Below are 18,126 nucleotides of genomic sequence, written 5' to 3'. Positions count from 1 at the left end.
TAGCTAAGAGTTATAACTAATACAAAACGACAAACCAAAAACCACCAACTAAAAACCATCAACTAAATGAGCATATTTACTAAAATAGTTAACGGAGAAATACCCGCTTATAAAATTGCTGAAGACGATAATTATTTAGCTTTTCTGGATGTAAATCCAAATGCTAAAGGTCACACGCTTTGTATTCCTAAAAAAGAAATCGATAAGATTTTTGAAATGGATGATGAATTGTATTTAGGATTAATGAAGTTTTCTAAAAAGATTGCAATCGCTTTAGAAAAAACAGTTCCCTGCAAAAGAGTAGGAATGGCAGTGGTAGGTTTAGAAGTTCCTCATGCGCACGTTCATTTAATTCCGTTAAACGAAATGGATGAAATGCGTTTTCATAATAAAGTAACACTTACTAAAGAAGAATTCGAAGCTTTGGCAAAAAGTATTCATTCCAATTTATAAAAATCTACTAATCAAAGTCTGGATTTTCAAGGCTGAGGTTAGAAAATAAAAAAATGCAGTAAATTATTTTACTGCATTTTTTTATTTAATGAAATTCTGAAAGTAGTTCCTTTTCCAATTTCAGAATGTACTACCCTAATTTTTCCGCTATGGTATTCCTCAACAATTCTTTTAGTTAAAGAAAGTCCTAATCCCCAGCCACGTTTTTTGGTCGTATAACCAGGTTCGAAGATAGTTTTAAATTGTTTTTTAGAAATTCCGGTTCCGGAATCTTTTACATTTATTTTTATATGCTTTGCGTCTTGCTCAATCATAAGATCCAGCGTTCCTTTTCCTTTCATGGCATCGATAGCATTTTTTACCAGATTTTCTATAGTCCAGCTATGTAGTGTTGGATTAATCATAGCATAAACAGGCTCCGTTGGTCCGTGGTATGAAAAAGCAACTTGTTTAGAAAAACGTGATTGCAGATATTGATAACTAGCCAAAGTTTCAGCTACAACATCGTGAATTTCCAAAACGGGTATCGATCCAATTTTAGAAAAACGATCTGTTATGGTTTGCAGTCGGTCTACGTCTTTTTCTATTTCTACAGTAATTGACTGATCAATGTTTTCTGTTTTAAGAATTTCAATCCAGCCAATTAAAGAAGATAACGGTGTCCCAATCTGATGCGCCGTTTCTTTTGCCATACCCGCCCAAAGCTTATTTTGGGTAGCCATTTTGGTGCTTTTATAAAAATTATAAATCAGAGCACCACATAAAAAGATAATGAACAATAGCGCTATTGGATAATATTTTAGCTTGTTTAGCAAAGCCGAGTTTCCGTAATACAATTTTTGGTATTTCCCCTGAGCATATTCAAAAATAATAGGTTCGTTTTCGCTTTTCAGTTTTTTTAAAAACAACATCGATTTTTTGTCGTCCTGCAAGATTTCATCAGGCACATTTCTGGTACTCAGAATTTTATCGTACATTGTTAAGATTACAGGAATAGAAGTATTGTTGCTCGAAATTTGAAGTGGAAGATCAAGATCCGTATTTTCGTCAGCGTTGATTAGTGCAATTTGTGCATTTGCCAGCAGCTTCATCTTTATTCTTTCTTCATTTTTAAAAATTTGAAAAAAAGTATAAGTGTTCCAGAGAATCAGCGTAATGATTAAAAAGGAGATGCTAATGATGATCCAACGAGTTGTATTTCTACTTTCGGAAAAACGCATAAATAAGTTTTTGAGGTATAAATATAACGAAATATACACATTTAATATTTTGAATGCGAATAAAGATTTTTTGTTTTTAAGTCTAAAACTATTTCTTTGGATTAAACCATTTCTATACTTTTGTATTCACCAAAAAACAGACCTGGTTTAAAAAGAAAAACTATGATTAGTATTGATCCAAAAGAGACACCAACGGCAAAATTACAGGGTTATTTGCAAAGTGCTGTTGGCCCGAGACCAATTGCTTTTGCCAGTACAATTAGTGCAAAAGGAATTCCGAACTTGTCACCGTTTAGTTTCTTTAATGTATTTAGTGCTAATCCGCCAATTTTAGTTTTTTCACCAGCAAGACGTGTTCGTGATAATACGATAAAACATACTTTGATCAATGCAGAAGCTACAGGAGAAGTGGTGATAAATGTCGTAAATTACGATATGGTACAGCAAACATCGTTGGCAAGTACAGAATATGCTGAGGGTGTAAATGAGTTTGTAAAGGCTGGATTGACACAAATTCCATCGGATTTGGTAAAACCCTATCGTGTAAAAGAATCTCCGGTACAATTTGAGTGCAAAGTCACGCAAATTATTCCGTTGGGAACAGAAGGCGGAGCAGGAAATCTGATTTTATGTGAAGTAGTAAAAATTCATATTCATGAAGCTGTTTTAGATAAAAACGGAGCCATCGATCAGCATAAAATTGATCTGGTTTCAAGATTAGGAAGTAATTGGTATTCAAGATCAAATGAAGGACTTTTTGAAGTGCCAAAACCCCTTACAACACTAGGCGTTGGAGTAGATGTGATTCCGAATTTCATTAGAGAAAGCGAAGTGTTCAACGGAAATGATTTAGGTAAATTAGGTAATATTGAAGCCTTGCCCACAACAGAAGAAGTTAGTATATTTGTGAAGGAAAATTTTTCTGTGAAAGGAGTTCTAAGCTCAGACGATCAGAAAAAAGTGCATCTGGAAGCAAAAAAATATTTGGATAAAGATGATATTGCTTCAGCATGGAAAGTGCTTCTGGCAAAAAAATAAGAAAAGAAACAATAATTAATATAGACGAAGATGGAAGTTACAGGAAAAGTAAAAGTGGTTAACCCAGAGCAACAAGTTAGTGCAGCATTCAAAAAAAGAGAATTAGTTGTTACTACAGATGAGCAATATCCACAACATATTTTAATCGAATTTACACAAGATAAATGCGATTTATTGAGTAGCTATAAGCAAGGAGAGGCAGTAAAAGTTTCTATCAATTTAAGAGGAAGAGAATGGGTTAATCCGCAAGGAGAAACTAGATATTTCAATAGTATTCAAGGTTGGAGAATTGAAAGATTAGCTCCGGAAGGTCCTGGACAAACACCTCCAATGCCAGCAGCAGAAGCTTTTGCTCCGGCAACAAACTTAAACGAAGACGAACCAGACGATTTACCTTTCTAAAAGTTTAAATTTCGAGAAATAAATTCCAAATTCCAATTCATTCAACATGCAATTGGGGTTTGGAATTTTGTTTTTGAGTTCATTTTCATAAATAAGATTGTGGTTACTTTGCTATTATTTGACGCGGATGAGACTGATTCGCTATACGAAAACGCTGATTTATGCGGATTTTTTATGCTTTTGCAGTAGGCTCATTTTATACGTCATTTTTGTCTTTTACAGAAAATACAAGATTGTGGCTGTTTGGGATTAGAATTAAAAATTGATTTGCTAAAAAATGTATTACGTATTCACAGATTTATATTTCCCTCCAGTTTCAGAATCCGATGAAGAAGGAATAATTGCCGTAGGAGGTGATTTAAGTTCAGAACGACTGAAATTGGCTTACAATAGCGGAATATTTCCTTGGTTTAATCCGGGAGAGCCTATTTTGTGGTGGTCACCGGATCCTCGAATGGTTTTGTTTTTAGACGAATTGGTTGTTTCTAAAAGTATGCGTAATATCCTGAATCGAAATCAATTTAAAATTACGTTCAACCAAAATTTTAAAGACGTAATTTCGAATTGTCAAAATATAAAACGTGATGGTCAAAGCGGAACCTGGATTTCAAACGATATGATCGATGCCTATTGCAAATTAAACGAACAGGGAATTGCAAAATCTGTTGAGGTTTGGCAGGATGAGGTTTTAGTAGGTGGTTTGTACGGAATAGATTTGGGACATGTTTTTTGTGGAGAAAGTATGTTCTCTAAAGTATCAAATGCTTCAAAAGCAGCTTTTATAACATTAGTACGTTACTTAGAAGAAAATAATTATAAACTTTTAGATTGTCAGGTTTACAATCCTCATTTAGAAAGTCTAGGCTGTCGTGAAATTGATCGCAAAGAATTTATATCCATTTTAAAAAGTTAAAGAATGAGCACAATTTATATTGTAAAAGAAATTTACATTTATCCGATAAAAAGCTTAGCAGGAATTAGCTGTCAGCAAGCAAATGCCGAAGAAATGGGATTTGAAAACGATCGCCGATGGATGTTGATTGATGCCGAGAATCAACTTATAACACAAAGAGAACATCGAATTTTAAGTCAGTTTTATCCGCAAATTTCAGATGGAAAAATCAACATTACTTTTAAGGATCAAACGCATGAATTTTCTATTGCTGAAAATTTAAATAATCCAATACATGTCGATGTCTGGGATGATAAAAGTGAAGTCGTTGAAGTAAATGAGTCAACTTCAAAATGGTTTAGTGAACAATTGGGTTTTGAATGTAAATTAGTTAAAATCATTAAATCCGGAGACCGTAAACACGAAAGTTCCCAACTAAAAGAAACTTTCAATGTCAGTCTGGCTGATGGTTATCCTTATTTAATGATAGGCAGTCAAAGTTTAGATTTTCTAAATGAAAAATTAGCAGATAAAATTACCATTTTAAGATTTCGCCCTAATATTGTAATCGGCACACAAACAGCTCATGAAGAGGATGATTTTACAACTTTTAAAATTGGAGAAGTACAATTCAAAAACGTAAAACCCTGCGGGAGATGCATTATGGTGAATAATGATCCTGAAAATGGTAAATTAAAAAAAGAACCTCTCAAAACTTTAAGCACCTACAGAGTAGTCAATAATTCTGTTTTATTTGGAACTAATATTGTGGGCTTAAATTCAGGAGTAATTCGTGTTGGTGACGAAGTTGTATTCTAAAAACTCAACTTAGTATAATTCCAATTCATTGTATTAAAAAGAATCAGTTCGTTTTTTAAAGTCGGTAATTCGAGAATTAATTTTAGCGTTTCATGCGCAATCATTGTACCAATAATTCCAGGTAATGAACCTAAAACACCATTTAAACTACAGTTAGGAACATCTTTTGGGTCTGGCATTTCAGGAAATAAGTCACGAAGATTTTTGCTTCCATTGTGATTAAAAACAGCAACTTGTCCTTCAAAATTTAAAATACTTCCATAAACTAAAGGCTTCTTTAACGACACACAAGTATCGTTGACTAAATAACGGGTAACAAAATTATCAGAACCATCTACAATAATATCATACTGCTGAATGATTTCTGAAGCATTTTTTGCAGTTAGTTTTTCTGTAATAGCCTTTATTTCAATAAGCGGATTTAATTTAGAAACCACCTCTTTGGCCACAATGGCTTTCAATTGTCCGATTTCATTTTCAGTATATAAAATCTGTCTGTGTAAATTGTGAATTTCAATAGTATCAAAATCCATTATGGTTATAAAACCCACACCCGCAGTCGAAATATATTGCAAAATCGGGCATCCTAAACCTCCGGCACCAATAACCAATACTTTTGCTTTTTTTAATTTTTCCTGACCTGCATCACCAATTTCAGGCAGAATAGTTTGTCGATTGTAACGTAGAAATTCTTGTATAATACTCATTTATTAATTTTAGATTTCGGATTTTAGATTTTAGATTGAGGATAATTTAAGACTTTATGACTTTTGACTTTCGACTTTAGAACTATAAATCTTGTCCCAGTCTTTCCAAACGGGTTCGTATCCTGATTTTGTGATAATTTCAGCTATTTCTTGTACAGAGCGTTCATCGCTGATTTCGAATTGCTCTAATGATTGCCGATCAACAACGTAACCACCAGGATTTGTTTTAGATCCGGCGCTCATACTTGTAACACCAATCGGAATGATATTGTTTCTGAACTTTTCATTTTCTCTTGTTGAAATCGAAATTTCCAGCTCTTCATTCCATAAGCGATACGCACAGATAAGCTGGGTTAAATCCTTATCGTCCATAATAAAGTTGGGTTCAATGATGCCTTCTGCAGGTCGAAGTCTCGGAAAAGAAACAGAATATTTTGTTTTCCAGTATTTCTTTTGAAGATAATCGAGGTGTAATGCATTAAAAAAACTATCAGTACGCCAATCTTCTAAACCCAGCAAAACGCCCAAGCCTATTTTATGAATTCCTGCAGAACCAATTCGGTCTGGTGTTTCCAGTCTGTAATCAAAATTCGACTTCTTGCCTTTCGTATGGTATTTTTTGTAAACTTCCTGATGATAAGTTTCCTGATAAACCAATACCGCGTATACGCCAGCTTGGTTTAGACGTTCGTATTCTTCCGTAGATAGCGGCTGAACTTCAACAGAAATAATCGAAAAGTCTTTTTTGATTAAAGCGATTGCGTTAAGAAAATAATTGATGTTTACCGTATAATTTGCTTCTCCGGTAACCAATAAAGCATGATCAAAACCAAGATTTTTTAAAGCTTCTGCTTCAAGTTTGATTTCGGAATCAGAAAGCGTTTTCCGTTTTATTTTGTTGTCTAAACTAAAACCGCAGTAGGTACAAATGTTTTGACATTCATTGCTCAGATAAAGCGGCGCATACATTTGAATCGTTTTACCGAAACGTTTTTTGGTGATCTGATGGCATTCCTGCGCCATTTGCTCTAAATAGTTTTGTGCAGCAGGTGAAATTAAAACTAAAAAATCATCCAGATTACGTTTGACTTTTGCCAAAGAACGTTCCACATCTTTAGCTGTAGTCTGATAAATTTTAGCTTGAATGGTATCCCAATCATATTTTTCAAAAACAGATTTGAATGTTTTCATTGATTTTTTGCAATTAGTTCCATTATTCATATAAAAAAGAAGTCAAAGGACTCGAAGCGATCGCATGATTGTGTTGTGATGCAATTTTAGCTTCAAAAGCTTTTCTGCCCGCAATAACAGCTTCTTTAAAAGCTTCTGCCATAAGTCTTGGATTTCCGGCTACGGCAATTGCCGTGTTTACTAATACGGCGTCAGCACCAATTTCCATCGCTTTGGCAGCATCAGACGGAGCGCCAATTCCTGCATCTACAATAACCGGAACATTACTTTGTTCGATAATAATCTCCAGAAAATCGATTGTTTTTAAACCTTTATTGGTGCCGATTGGAGAACCCAGAGGCATCACAGCTGTCGTTCCTGCATCTTCCAGATGTTTGCATAAAACAGGATCGGCATGAATATAAGGCAGAATGAAAAAGCCTAGTTTTGCCAATTCTTCAGTAGCTCTCAAAGTTTCGATGGCATCCGGCATCAGGTACTTTGGATCGGGATGAATTTCAAGTTTTAACCAATTTGTTTCCAGAGCTTCTCTTGCCAATTGTGCCGCAAAGACAGCTTCCTTAGCATTTCTGGCACCAGAAGTGTTAGGCAATAAATGAATTTTGGGATGTTTTAAATGTGCTAAAATAGCATCCGTTTCTGTTTCCAAATCAATGCGTTTTAGTGCTACTGTGACCAATTCGCTTTCAGAAGCCAAAATAGCTTCTTCCATTTCGCGGTTGGAACCAAATTTTCCCGTGCCCAGAAATAGGCGGGAGGTTAAGTTCTTATCTCCAATTTTAAACAATGATGTTTGCATATAGCTTTTCGTTTAATTGTTGAATTAATTTTAGTTTGTCATCGCTTTTTGTAATCATTGCTGAAATGGCGACGCCGTGTATTCCTGTTTCCATTAACGGGTTTATATCGTTAATTGTAATTCCGCCAATGGCATAAACAGGAATTTCAATTTTCTTTTTTTTGAGTTCCTGCAGAATTTTAAAATAACCAGATAAACCCAGAATCGGACTTAGTTTTTCTTTAGTATCTGTAAACCGAAAAGGACCCAAACCAATGTAATCACAACCATTTTTAACATGATTTGCAATATCATTGACTGTGTTTGCGGTACCGCCAATAATTTTTGTGTTTCCTAAAATTGCTCTGGCTTCATCAATTTTCATGTCTGTAAGACCTAAATGAATACCATCTGCCATAAATTGCTGAGCAAGATAGATATCGTCATTAATAATAAAAGTAGCCAGATATTCTTCGCACAATATTTTTACAGCTTCAGCAAGTTGGGCAGCATCTTTTTGTGTTTGATTTTTAAATCGCATTTGTACCCAATTGCATCCTGCATCTAAAGCCTGCTGAATGTTGTACAATTGCTCATTGACCGTATTTCCTTGTGAGATGTATTGTAGTTTAGTGTACATAGTGATATCCAATTAAGGTTGATGATGAACTAAGGTATTTTTCGATGTAAATTTTAGCATTTTTGCAGGCTGTTTCAAGATCCTGATCCAAAGCCAGATTTGCGGCGATGGCAGATGATAATACACAGCCGGAACCATGTTTTTCACAGCATTCCATGTTAGATGGAAACAAGTCGACTCTTTCGTTTTTGAGATACAAGCGATCAATTCCAATTGTATCAGGATGATGCCCGCCTTTGAGTAAAACTGTGGTTGTGATATCTGTTTTTAAGTTACCATCATCATCTATAAAATCAGGAAATAATAATTCCATTTCATTATAGTTGGGTGTAATCAGATCGATTTTTGAAAGTGCTGTATTTAAATCAGAATCGTCATTTTCGACTTTCATAAATTCAAAACGGCTAGTTGATTTGAGTACTGGATCCCAAACAATTTTTGTCGTTGGAGAAAGTAACTTGATCAAAGACAGGATTTTATTTAAGAAATTCAAATTAGGTACAATTCCAATTTTTACAGCTTTGATTTGATATTGTTCAAATAATTTTTCAATGGAACGAATTACAAAATTCAAATCAGTCCACTGGATTTCAAAAAAAGCATTTTCAGTTTGAATAGTGTTCGCAGTTATAATCGCAAAACCATTAACTTGATGTTGTTCAAATGTTTTAGTATCTGCTAAAATGCCCGCACCGCCCGTAGGATCAAGTCCGGCTATACTAAGGACGAATGGACGATTCTTTGACATGATTTAAATTTTTTTAGAGGATTATCATTGTTCCAAATAGCGCCAAGCAAGGCAATATCATCAAAGCCATTTTTCAGTGTAACTTCAATATTTTCAACATCTATTCCACCTAAAGCAACAATTTTAGTTGTTGTATTTGTTCTAAAACGTAAAGATTCAAAATGATCTTTTTTAGGAAAATAATTTTCCTTAGAAATACTTTTAAAAACAGGGCTTAGAAAAGCGTAGTCAAAATTTTCCAACATATTAAAATTTTCAATACAATGTGTTGATGTCGATTTATACCTGCAAGGTTTTGAAAACTTTGCAGGAAGATCAAGAGTATTTTTTCTTCCGCTTTCTGAAAAATGAATCTTCGTAATACCAAAATCTTCCGCCAATTCATGATGCGTATGCAAAACCAGATTAGCTCTAAATTTTAGTTGTATCTGATGAATAAATTGTCCCATTTCTATGGCTGAAAATCCAGGTTTCCGAATATGAAGCAAAGACAATCCTTCCTCCAGTAAAGAATCAATAATGTTGATTTCGTTGACAATAGCGTCCGGATTGGTAATTACGATCATTTTTTTAATTGTGAGTTGTGAATTGTGAGTTGTGAATTATGCGGTGGTTATTTGTTTGCAATTATTATAAGCACTATGGTCGCTGGCTTTAGGACCTTTCGCTAACTCATAATTTACAATTCACAATTCATAATTTTTAAAGACTTAAATATAAATCTCCTTTCCTTGTTCGATAAACTCTTCTGATTTTTCCTGCATGCCTTTTTCAGCTGCAGCGACATCTCTAATTTCCTGCGATATTTTCATGGAGCAGAATTTAGGACCGCACATCGAGCAGAAATGTGCTACTTTGGCACCATCTGCCGGGAGTGTTTCATCGTGAAATTCTCTTGCAGTATCAGGATCTAAGGATAAGTTGAATTGATCTTCCCAACGGAATTCAAAACGGGCTTTGCTTAGAGCATTGTCACGGTATTGTGCTCCCGGATGACCTTTGGCTAAATCGGCAGCGTGAGCAGAGATCTTGTAAGTAATCACACCATCTTTTACATCCTTTTTATTGGGTAAACCGAGATGTTCTTTTGGCGTTACATAACATAACATTGCACAGCCGTACCAGCCAATCATTGCTGCTCCAATGGCTGATGTAATGTGATCGTAACCTGGAGCAATATCGGTTGTTAATGGGCCCAAAGTATAAAACGGAGCTTCATTGCAATGTTCTAATTGTTTGTCCATGTTTTCTTTTATCATGTGCATTGGTACGTGACCAGGACCTTCGATAAAAACCTGAACATCATGTTTCCAGGCAATTTTGGTTAGTTCGCCCAATGTTTCCAGTTCTGCAAACTGAGCAGCATCATTAGCATCAGCAATAGAACCTGGACGTAAACCATCTCCTAAAGAAAACGCTACATCGTATTGTTTCATTATTTCGCAAATTTCTTCGAAGTGTGTGTAGAGAAAATTTTCTTTGTGATGAAACAAACACCATTTTGCCATGATCGATCCGCCTCGTGAAACAATTCCCGTAACGCGATCAGCGGTTAAATGAATATAACGTAATAAAACTCCAGCATGAATGGTGAAATACGAAACACCTTGTTCTGCCTGCTCGATTAAGGTGTCACGGAAAACCTCCCAAGTTAAATCTTCAGCAATTCCTTTTACTTTTTCAAGTGCCTGATAAATAGGAACTGTACCTATTGGAACAGGAGAATTGCGAATAATCCATTCTCGGGTTTCATGAATGTTTTTTCCGGTGGACAAATCCATAATCGTGTCAGCTCCCCAGCGACAAGCCCAAACTGCTTTTTCTACTTCTTCTTCAATGCTTGATGTTACAGCACTGTTACCAATATTAGCATTTATTTTTACAAGGAAATTGCGTCCTACAATCATAGGTTCACTTTCCGGATGGTTGATGTTGTTCGGAATTATAGCTCTTCCGCATGCCACTTCACTACGGACAAATTCGGGAGTTATTTTGCTTTTTGGTGTGTTGGCTCCAAAACTGTGACCGTCGTGCTGACAGCGCATTGCTTTGGTTTGCTCGTTTAAAAGTTCAATACGCTGATTCTCGCGAATGGCAATATATTCCATTTCCGGCGTAATAATGCCTTGTTTGGCGTAGTATAATTGCGTTACGTTAGCACCTTTTTTAGCGCGTTTTGGCTGATGTAAATACTCGAAACGAAGATGATCCAAAGATGCGTCTTTGAGTCTGCTCTGACCGTAATCAGAAGTAATTTCGTTTAGAATTTCGACATCATTGCGATTGAGAATCCATTGTTCACGCAAGCGGGGAAGTCCTTTTCGAATGTTGATTTCGATGTCAGGATCTGTATATGCGCCAGAAGTATCGTAAATAGTTACAGGTGGATTTTTTTCGATACCGCCATTTGAAAGTTTTGTGTCGCTAAGTATGACTTCGCGCATCGCCACTTTTATGGGATGAATTTGACCGTTGATGTATATTTTTTTTGAATTGGGAAATGGGGTTCTTGAAATTTGTTCTTCGTTAGTCATAGCTTGTGGATTGTAAAATGTGAATTGTAAAAAGTGTGTTGTAAAATGGTTTTCTGTAGAGACGCACTGCTGTTCGTCTTTTTCAAGTGTTCTTTTGTATATTTTTTTAATTGTAATTTGGAATTTGTTTTTCTGCTAGGGATAGAAGAGGAAAGCCCGTAAAGAAGGAAACCGTAAAAAATAAGGATTAGGAAAGCGACCAGCGGAAGCTTTACTAAGACTATATTTTTTTGGTTGACAACTGCGGACTTGAAACGGATAGCCCGTTTAAGCAGCCATATTACCCTCCTTGTGTAGCCGAAATAATTAGAATTTCGTCAGTTTCGTGTAGGAGATGTTGGTTCCAGTTTATTTTTGGAACAATAGTATTGTTGATAGCAACGGCAATTCCGTTTTGTTTGTGTGGAATTTCGAGATCGAGCAATGACTGAACGCTTAATGAGTCAGCATTGAATTGTTTGATTTGTTGGTTGATTTTTAGTTCCATTCCTTAAGGTTTTAGGTTACTATAAAAATTCACTATAATGAATCTCTACCTTAGGAATGGCTACAATTACGCATAAAAATGCGCGCAGAAGTCATCTTACTTTTCCCTACGCTAGTATGAACTAGATCAGGTTCAGAGGGTAAAATCTCAGCCTACTTTGTTAGTAGACACCCCTAAAGTGTGATGCAAATGTAATGATTTTTGTTTAAAAGTGTGAAAAACTTTCCGATTTCAGATTTTATTGGATAGAGGAAGGTCATTTACAATCTGAAACATGAAACTTTAAACCTGAAAAAATAAATAAAAGTTATTCATTTCTTGTCCAGCAATTTTCGACATGATCGTTGACCATTCCGGTAGCTTGCATGTTGGCGTAGATTACAGTTGAGCCTACAAATTTAAAACCTCGTTTTTTTAAATCTTTGCTAATTTCATCCGAAAGCGGTGTGGTTGCCGGAACGTCTTTGAGTGTTTTGGGATTGTTGATTATGGGTTTACCATTGGTAAATTTCCAGATGTAATCAGAGAATGTACCAAATTCGTCTTGTATTTTCATAAAAGCCTGCGCATTTGAAACAGCAGCACGAATTTTGAGCTTATTGCGAATGATTCCGGTATCTTGTAGTAACGATTCTATTTTTTCTTCTGTGTAAAGCGCTATTTTTTTATAATCGAAATGGTCAAAAGCGGCTCTGAAATTTTCTCTTTTATTTAAAATAGTAATCCAGCTTAATCCCGCCTGAAAAGTTTCGAGAATTAAAAATTCAAATAACGAAGCATCGTCGTATACCGGTACGCCCCATTCTTCGTCATGGTATTTTTTGTATAAATCGCTCGCGGAGCACCAGCCACATCGTATTGGTTCCATTTTTTATTTCAAATGTAAAAAAAAACCTCAAACTGTGGAAGTTTGAGGTTTTAAGAAATTTATTTTCTTAATTATTTTCTTTGGTAAACTGTGATTAACACTAAAGAAGTTGAAGCATCAATTTTTTCAGTTAATTTTATTTTCAAAGTAGAACCAGATAATTCTGTAACTTCTACTGAATTAACTTCAGTATCTCCTTCGTAAGTAGTTGATAAAGTTTTGTCTTTATAAGTGTAACTTCCTTTATCTGTAGAAGCTTCACATTTACCTTCGTTAGATTCGTAAGAGATGTCAGTAAATTTTCCATCAGCAGTGAATTCAGTAACGTCGCTATCACATGTTCCTTCTTTTGGGTAGTCAACTAGAATTTCTTTACCGTTTACTACGCTTCCCATTTTTACAGGAGTCCATTTTCCAACGATTGATGCATCATCATCATCACTACTACAGCTTGTTACTGCTAAACCTAATGTCAATACTGACACAAAAAGAATGCTTAATTTTTTCATTTGGGTTGATTTTATTTGTTAAATATTTGCCAACAAATTTAGAATCTTTTTCGACATTTTCTTATAAAAAGCAAATATTTTCTAAAAATTTTGTTAAATAAATTTAACTCATTGAAAATCAATTATTTATGTTGTTATTTCCCGATTTTCCAATGATATCCTTTAATGGAGGGGATGTAAGCTGAATTACCTATTATAATGAGTTCGTTGTATATTTTTTTGTTGTGTTTTATTCCAATTGCTTTTCCGGAGGTATACATTTTATTGGCTTTGAATGTTACTTTCATTCTGGCATCTTTAAACTTTGCATCAGATATTTTTTCGATAAACCAGGTAGAATTCCATTTTATCTCAATTTCATCTTCAGCAGTTTTGGTAATGCTCTTGATGAGTTTTATACCTTCTTTAGGAATATTGTGATGTTCTATTAATTCTTTTTGAGTTAGCGTTTCACCGGTTTCAGATTCATCTAAGAACTTTTTTAGAGACATCAAACCAGTTAGCTTTTCATTTTTTAGATTTTCTTCTTTAGTTTCGGTTTCTACAGGAACAATCTCTTCCTTTTCCTCGTTGACGATACTTTTTGTTGTGCTGATTATTTTTTTTGTAATAGAATCTTTAGTTGCAACAATTGTTTCTACCGTATTTTTTGATATGGTTTTTATTTTTTCAGAAATAGCTGATGTAGATTCGGCAATTACATTTCTGTTGTTTTTATCGCAACTTGTCAGGCAACTAAAACTTATGATGATAAGGTAGATATAGCTTTTCATAATGAAGTACTCTTTTTAGTCATTTTTGATATCGTCGCCCTCTAAATATTTCTTGATTAAATGATGACCAGCATAGATTAGTGGCGTTAATAAAATTGCGACCGAAAGTTTAAATAAATAACCAGTTAGTCCTGATGATATAAAAGTATCAAAATCAATTTTACCAGGAAGCCAAAAAGCAATTCCGAGTACAATAAAGGAATCAAACAATTGCGAAATTACGGTAGAACCTGTAGCTCGTAGCCATATTTTTTTTTCTCCTGTGCGCTTTTTGAAAAACCAGAACATCCAGACGTCAATAAGCTGAGAGGCCATAAACGCAATAAGGCTACCAACAATGATCCACATACTTTGCCCAAATACGGCTTGAAATTGCTCATCGCTAACAGGGCTAATACCTTTTGCAGCAGGAACAACAATAGCCATAAATAATATTATAAAAGCATAAGCGATTAAACAAGCTGTTATGAAGGATAGTTTTTTTACGCCTTTTTCTCCAAAATATTCATTGATTAGATCAGTAGTTAGAAATACAATTGGCCAAGGTAAGATTCCAATACTCATTACAAATGGTCCAACATGAATCAATTTTCCTCCAATTAGCTCTGCTACAACAGCATTTGTTATAAAAATCCCTGCCAGAATTACAAAGACAATTTCTTTTTTGGTTTTAAACATTTTTCTTCTTTGAATGAGACATCAAATTTAAGATATTCTATTCGATTTGAACCATCCAAAATTAACAGATTACGACTAAAAGTAAAACCTTAAAATTTCAATAGGATTGTTTATTTTCATTTATATTTGGAGATAAATATTTTCTTACTTTGTTAACAATTAAATATATGCATAAATTAATTTTATTTTTCTTAATGAGTACAACTACTTTTTCACTAAATGCACAATCTGAATCGCAGAATCCTCTGCTTCAAAAATGGACCGGACCTTATGGTGGTGTTCCTGCTTTTGATAGCTACAAGGTTTCTGATTTTACCTCCGCAATAGAATCGGCTATTCGGGAAAATGCAAAAGAAATTGACGCTATTGCAAACAATCCTAAAGCACCAACATTTGATAATACAATAGCAGCGCTGGAGCTTTCCGGTAAAACCATTAAACGAGTAAATTCCATTTTTGAAATTTACAGTTCTAATATCTTTACTCCTGATTTTGGAGTGATAGAGACAAGAATGACACCTAAGATATATGAACTGAGAGACAGAATATATCAGAACAAGAAACTTTTTATTCGAATTGAAACACTTTATAATTCAAAGGATAGTAAAAAATTAAGCAGTGAGCAGCAACGTTTAATCTGGTTGTACTACAGCACTTTTGTTCGCGAAGGAGCTAAGTTAAACGATAAGGACAAACAGAAGGTAGCTAAAATAAATCAGCAATTGGCATCGCATTTTACTAAATTCAGTCAAAATTTGTTGGCAGAAGAAAACAATCAATATGTAGCGCTAAAAGCAGAAAGCGATTTTGATGGTTTGCCGGATGAAATTAAAAATGCGGCAATCGCTGATGCAAAAGACAGAGGGATCGACGTTTTGGGCTCTATAGCTAATACACGTTCTTCGATCGAACCATTTTTGACTTTTTCTACCCGAAGAGATTTAAGACAGAAGGCATTTGATATATTCGTAAAACGCGGTGATAACAATAATGAAAATGATAACAATGATGTATTGGTTTCAATTCTGCAATTGCGTGCTCAGAAAGCAAAATTACTAGGATTTCCATCTTTTGCACACTGGAGCTTATCGAATAAAATGGCGAAGGATCCTAAGAAAACATTAGCACTAATGGAATCAGTTTGGAAACCTGCTGTAGAGAAGGTACAACTGGATGTTGCTGAAATGCAACAAGTGGTAGATAAAGAAGGAGGAAATTTTAAAATTCGCCCTTGGGATTACAGATATTATGAGGAGAAAGTCCGAAAAGCCAAATATGATTTGGATCAAAACGAAGTGAAACAATACTTGCAATTGGAAAACCTCCGTGAGGGAATGTTTTGGGTTGCGGGTGAGTTGTTTAATTTGAGTTTTAAACAAATAACAAATGTTCCCGTATATCATGAAGATGTTCGAGTATGGGAAGTAATTAGTTCAACAACCGGAAGAGTAGTAGGGTTGTGGTATTTTGATCCGTTTGCAAGAACAGGAAAGCGTTCAGGAGCGTGGATGAATGCCTATCGTGATCAACAAAAACTGGATGGTGAGGTTATTACCATAGTTTCTAATAATTGTAATTTTATAAAAGGCAGTGCCAACGAACCTGTTTTGATTTCATGGGATGATGCAGTAACATTATTTCACGAATTTGGACATGCCTTGCACGGATTGTGTTCTAATGTAACTTATCCTGGTTTGTCTGGAACTTCTGTAGCTACTGATTATGTAGAATTTCCTTCTCAGCTTTTAGAACATTGGCTTTCTACTCCAGAGGTTCTGAATAAGTTCGCTCTGCATTACAAAACCAATAAGCCTTTGCCAAAATCGTTAATTACGCGTATTGAAAAAGCGAAAAATTTTAATGAAGGTTTTGCTACTGTTGAAACGATTTCGAGTTCTATTGTTGATATGAAGCTTCATTTGACTACTGACAAAGTTGATCCCAATAAATTTGAAAACGAAGTCTTAGAAAAGCTTAATATGCCTTCTGAAATCGTAATGCGTCACCGTATACCGCAATTTGGGCATATTTTTTCGAGCGACGGATATGCTGCAGGTTACTATAGCTATTTATGGGCAGATGTAATTAATGCTGATGCTTATGAAGCTTTTACAGAAGGAAAAGGACCTTATGATAAAGCAGTTGCAAGAAAATTATATGACAATGTTTTTAGTGTTGGAAATACAATAGATGAAGAAACGGCTTATGAGAGGTTTAGAGGGAGACCTGCAGAATCAGATGCGTTAATGAGAGCACGAAATTTTCCAATTCCGGAATAGATTTAAAACTTCTGCGGAAGTATTTTTTAATAAAGAAGCCCGAATATAAATTTTATATTCGGGCTTTCTTAAATATTGAAAAAATAATATATTAACCTAAAGTAACTCTTTTGAAACCTGTAATTTCAACGTTGAATCCTTTAACGTAATCACTTACTTTTTTACTGTCATCTTTGATGAAGTTTTGATCTAATAAAGCTTTTTCCTGGTCTAAAGTAGTGTTATCAGAGATAAAACGTTGTACTTTTCCTGGAATAATTTTATCCCAAATTTGTTCTGGTTTACCTTCAGCTTTTAATTCAGCTTTAGCATCTTCCTCAGCTTGTTTGATAACTTCTTCAGTTAATTGAGAGTAAGAAATGTATTTAGGAACATTTTTTAAAGTTTTTCCTAAACGTTTTGCTTCTTCGTTATCTTTTTCGATTACAGCAATACGAGCAGCAAGTTCAGATTCAACGAAAGCAGGATCAAAATCTTTGTAAGATAATGTATCAGCTCCCATAGAAGCAACTTGCATAGAGATGTCTTTAGTTAAAACGTCACCATTAGCAATTGGTGCAGAAATTGCAGTTAATGCAGCAATTTTGTTAACGTGAACATAAGAACCAATAAATGCACCTTCTAAAATTTCAAAACCACCGATTTCGATTTTTTCACCGATAACACCAGTTTGTTCGATTAATTTTTCAGCAACAGTAATTCCGTTGAAATCTGAAGCTAAAAATTCTTCTTTAGAAGAGAAGTTGATCGCTCTTTCTACTAATTCTTTAGCCAAAGTTACGAAAGCCTCATTCTTACCTACGAAATCAGTTTCGCAGTTTAAAGTGATGATAGCTCCTTTAGTTTTGTCAGCATTAACAAAAGAAACAGCAGCTCCTTCAGAAGACTCACGGTCAGAACGGTTAGCAGCAACTTTTTGACCTTTTTCTCTAAGGTTTTGTATAGCTTTATCGAAATCTCCTTCAGCTTCAACTAAAGCTTTTTTACAGTCCATCATTCCGGCACCTGTAGTTTGTCTTAATTTATTTACGTCTGCAGCAGTAATTGTTGCCATAATATTTTGAATTTTAATGTTAAAAGTAAAAATTCCATCTTCTAAATCCCAAATTC

The 18,126-nt window shown here is 34.7% G+C and carries 20 protein-coding genes and 1 riboswitch; of the genes, 6 read left to right on the top strand and 14 right to left on the bottom strand.

The window, feature by feature from the left end; all coding sequences use genetic code 11:
- The first annotated feature begins 66 nt into the window (after nucleotides 1–66).
- On the top strand, nucleotides 67–453 hold the full coding sequence (locus B0A66_RS01735) for an HIT family protein (protein WP_089048112.1): 387 nt from the start codon (nucleotides 67–69) through the stop codon (nucleotides 451–453).
- Nucleotides 454–521: 68 nt separating this feature from the next.
- Here the strand turns inward: B0A66_RS01735 and B0A66_RS01730 are convergent, their stop codons facing one another.
- A complete protein-coding gene (locus B0A66_RS01730; protein ID WP_089048111.1) occupies nucleotides 522–1,673 on the bottom strand; it encodes a sensor histidine kinase in 1,152 nt (383 codons plus the stop codon).
- A gap of 162 nt (nucleotides 1,674–1,835) precedes the next feature.
- On the opposite strand from B0A66_RS01730, the gene B0A66_RS01725 reads away from it, so the two are divergent.
- From B0A66_RS01725 to B0A66_RS01710, 4 genes are all read left to right on the top strand, one after another.
- Complete coding sequence (locus tag B0A66_RS01725) at nucleotides 1,836–2,711, top strand: flavin reductase family protein (protein WP_089048151.1); 876 nt, start codon at nucleotides 1,836–1,838, stop codon at nucleotides 2,709–2,711.
- A gap of 30 nt (nucleotides 2,712–2,741) precedes the next feature.
- Nucleotides 2,742–3,113 carry a DUF3127 domain-containing protein gene (locus B0A66_RS01720; protein ID WP_017497965.1) on the top strand — a complete coding sequence of 124 codons (372 nt, stop codon included), beginning with the start codon at nucleotides 2,742–2,744 and terminating at the stop codon, nucleotides 3,111–3,113.
- Nucleotides 3,114–3,390: 277 nt separating this feature from the next.
- Nucleotides 3,391–4,026, top strand: coding sequence for a leucyl/phenylalanyl-tRNA--protein transferase (aat, locus tag B0A66_RS01715; protein ID WP_089048110.1), 636 nt, complete (start codon nucleotides 3,391–3,393; stop codon nucleotides 4,024–4,026).
- A gap of 3 nt (nucleotides 4,027–4,029) precedes the next feature.
- Nucleotides 4,030–4,824, top strand: coding sequence for an MOSC domain-containing protein (locus B0A66_RS01710; RefSeq protein ID WP_089048109.1), 795 nt, complete (start codon nucleotides 4,030–4,032; stop codon nucleotides 4,822–4,824).
- Here B0A66_RS01710 and B0A66_RS01705 read toward each other — a convergent pair.
- From B0A66_RS01705 to B0A66_RS01650, 12 genes are all read right to left on the bottom strand, one after another.
- Entirely contained in the window at nucleotides 4,821–5,531 is a 711-nt protein-coding gene (locus B0A66_RS01705) for a HesA/MoeB/ThiF family protein (RefSeq protein ID WP_089048108.1), read from the bottom strand. The genes B0A66_RS01710 and B0A66_RS01705 overlap by 4 nt on opposite strands.
- A 54-nt stretch (nucleotides 5,532–5,585) precedes the next feature.
- The gene (thiH, locus tag B0A66_RS01700; protein ID WP_089048150.1) at nucleotides 5,586–6,722 is read right to left on the bottom strand and encodes a 2-iminoacetate synthase ThiH; all 1,137 of its coding nucleotides are present in this window, start codon (nucleotides 6,720–6,722) and stop codon (nucleotides 5,586–5,588) included.
- A 22-nt stretch (nucleotides 6,723–6,744) separates the two neighbouring features.
- A complete protein-coding gene (locus tag B0A66_RS01695) occupies nucleotides 6,745–7,521 on the bottom strand; it encodes a thiazole synthase (RefSeq protein ID WP_089048107.1) in 777 nt (258 codons plus the stop codon).
- Nucleotides 7,502–8,140, bottom strand: a complete 639-nt coding sequence (locus tag B0A66_RS01690; RefSeq protein ID WP_089048106.1) for a thiamine phosphate synthase — start codon at nucleotides 8,138–8,140, stop codon at nucleotides 7,502–7,504. The genes B0A66_RS01695 and B0A66_RS01690 overlap by 20 nt, the downstream gene beginning before the upstream one ends.
- The gene (locus B0A66_RS01685; RefSeq protein WP_089048105.1) at nucleotides 8,130–8,888 is read right to left on the bottom strand and encodes a hydroxymethylpyrimidine/phosphomethylpyrimidine kinase; all 759 of its coding nucleotides are present in this window, start codon (nucleotides 8,886–8,888) and stop codon (nucleotides 8,130–8,132) included. Before B0A66_RS01685 ends, B0A66_RS01690 begins: the two co-directional genes overlap by 11 nt.
- The gene (locus tag B0A66_RS01680; RefSeq protein WP_089048104.1) at nucleotides 8,855–9,454 is read right to left on the bottom strand and encodes a thiamine phosphate synthase; all 600 of its coding nucleotides are present in this window, start codon (nucleotides 9,452–9,454) and stop codon (nucleotides 8,855–8,857) included. Before B0A66_RS01680 ends, B0A66_RS01685 begins: the two co-directional genes overlap by 34 nt.
- A gap of 144 nt (nucleotides 9,455–9,598) precedes the next feature.
- Nucleotides 9,599–11,422 carry a phosphomethylpyrimidine synthase ThiC gene (gene thiC, locus B0A66_RS01675; protein WP_089048103.1) on the bottom strand — a complete coding sequence of 608 codons (1,824 nt, stop codon included), beginning with the start codon at nucleotides 11,420–11,422 and terminating at the stop codon, nucleotides 9,599–9,601.
- Between the two features lie 280 nt (nucleotides 11,423–11,702).
- Nucleotides 11,703–11,909: a sulfur carrier protein ThiS gene (thiS, locus tag B0A66_RS01670; RefSeq protein WP_089048102.1), complete on the bottom strand. Its 207-nt coding sequence runs from the start codon at nucleotides 11,907–11,909 to the stop codon at nucleotides 11,703–11,705.
- 86 nt (nucleotides 11,910–11,995) lie between these two features.
- Nucleotides 11,996–12,094: riboswitch (TPP riboswitch) on the bottom strand.
- Between the two features lie 122 nt (nucleotides 12,095–12,216).
- Nucleotides 12,217–12,777 carry a DNA-3-methyladenine glycosylase I gene (locus B0A66_RS01665; protein WP_089048101.1) on the bottom strand — a complete coding sequence of 187 codons (561 nt, stop codon included), beginning with the start codon at nucleotides 12,775–12,777 and terminating at the stop codon, nucleotides 12,217–12,219.
- A gap of 71 nt (nucleotides 12,778–12,848) precedes the next feature.
- Nucleotides 12,849–13,286 carry a lipocalin-like domain-containing protein gene (locus B0A66_RS01660; RefSeq protein WP_089048100.1) on the bottom strand — a complete coding sequence of 146 codons (438 nt, stop codon included), beginning with the start codon at nucleotides 13,284–13,286 and terminating at the stop codon, nucleotides 12,849–12,851.
- 134 nt (nucleotides 13,287–13,420) lie between these two features.
- Nucleotides 13,421–14,059, bottom strand: coding sequence for a hypothetical protein (locus tag B0A66_RS01655; protein ID WP_089048099.1), 639 nt, complete (start codon nucleotides 14,057–14,059; stop codon nucleotides 13,421–13,423).
- 15 nt (nucleotides 14,060–14,074) lie between these two features.
- The gene (locus tag B0A66_RS01650) at nucleotides 14,075–14,737 is read right to left on the bottom strand and encodes a queuosine precursor transporter (protein ID WP_089048098.1); all 663 of its coding nucleotides are present in this window, start codon (nucleotides 14,735–14,737) and stop codon (nucleotides 14,075–14,077) included.
- A 167-nt stretch (nucleotides 14,738–14,904) separates the two neighbouring features.
- Between B0A66_RS01650 and B0A66_RS01645 the strand changes: the two genes are divergently transcribed.
- Nucleotides 14,905–17,016 (top strand): M3 family metallopeptidase, encoded by a 2,112-nt coding sequence (locus B0A66_RS01645; RefSeq protein WP_089048097.1) that lies wholly within the window; start codon nucleotides 14,905–14,907, stop codon nucleotides 17,014–17,016.
- 91 nt (nucleotides 17,017–17,107) lie between these two features.
- On the opposite strand, the gene tsf is transcribed toward B0A66_RS01645, so the two are convergent.
- Nucleotides 17,108–18,070, bottom strand: a complete 963-nt coding sequence (gene tsf / locus B0A66_RS01640) for a translation elongation factor Ts (protein ID WP_089048096.1) — start codon at nucleotides 18,068–18,070, stop codon at nucleotides 17,108–17,110.
- Nucleotides 18,071–18,126 lie beyond the last annotated feature (56 nt).

It is taken from the genome of Flavobacterium hercynium, assembly GCF_002217285.1.
In the GTDB taxonomy this organism is placed as follows: domain Bacteria; phylum Bacteroidota; class Bacteroidia; order Flavobacteriales; family Flavobacteriaceae; genus Flavobacterium; species Flavobacterium hercynium.
Note: the sequence above shows the minus strand (reverse complement) of the source record. Positions and strands in the feature narration are given on the sequence as shown.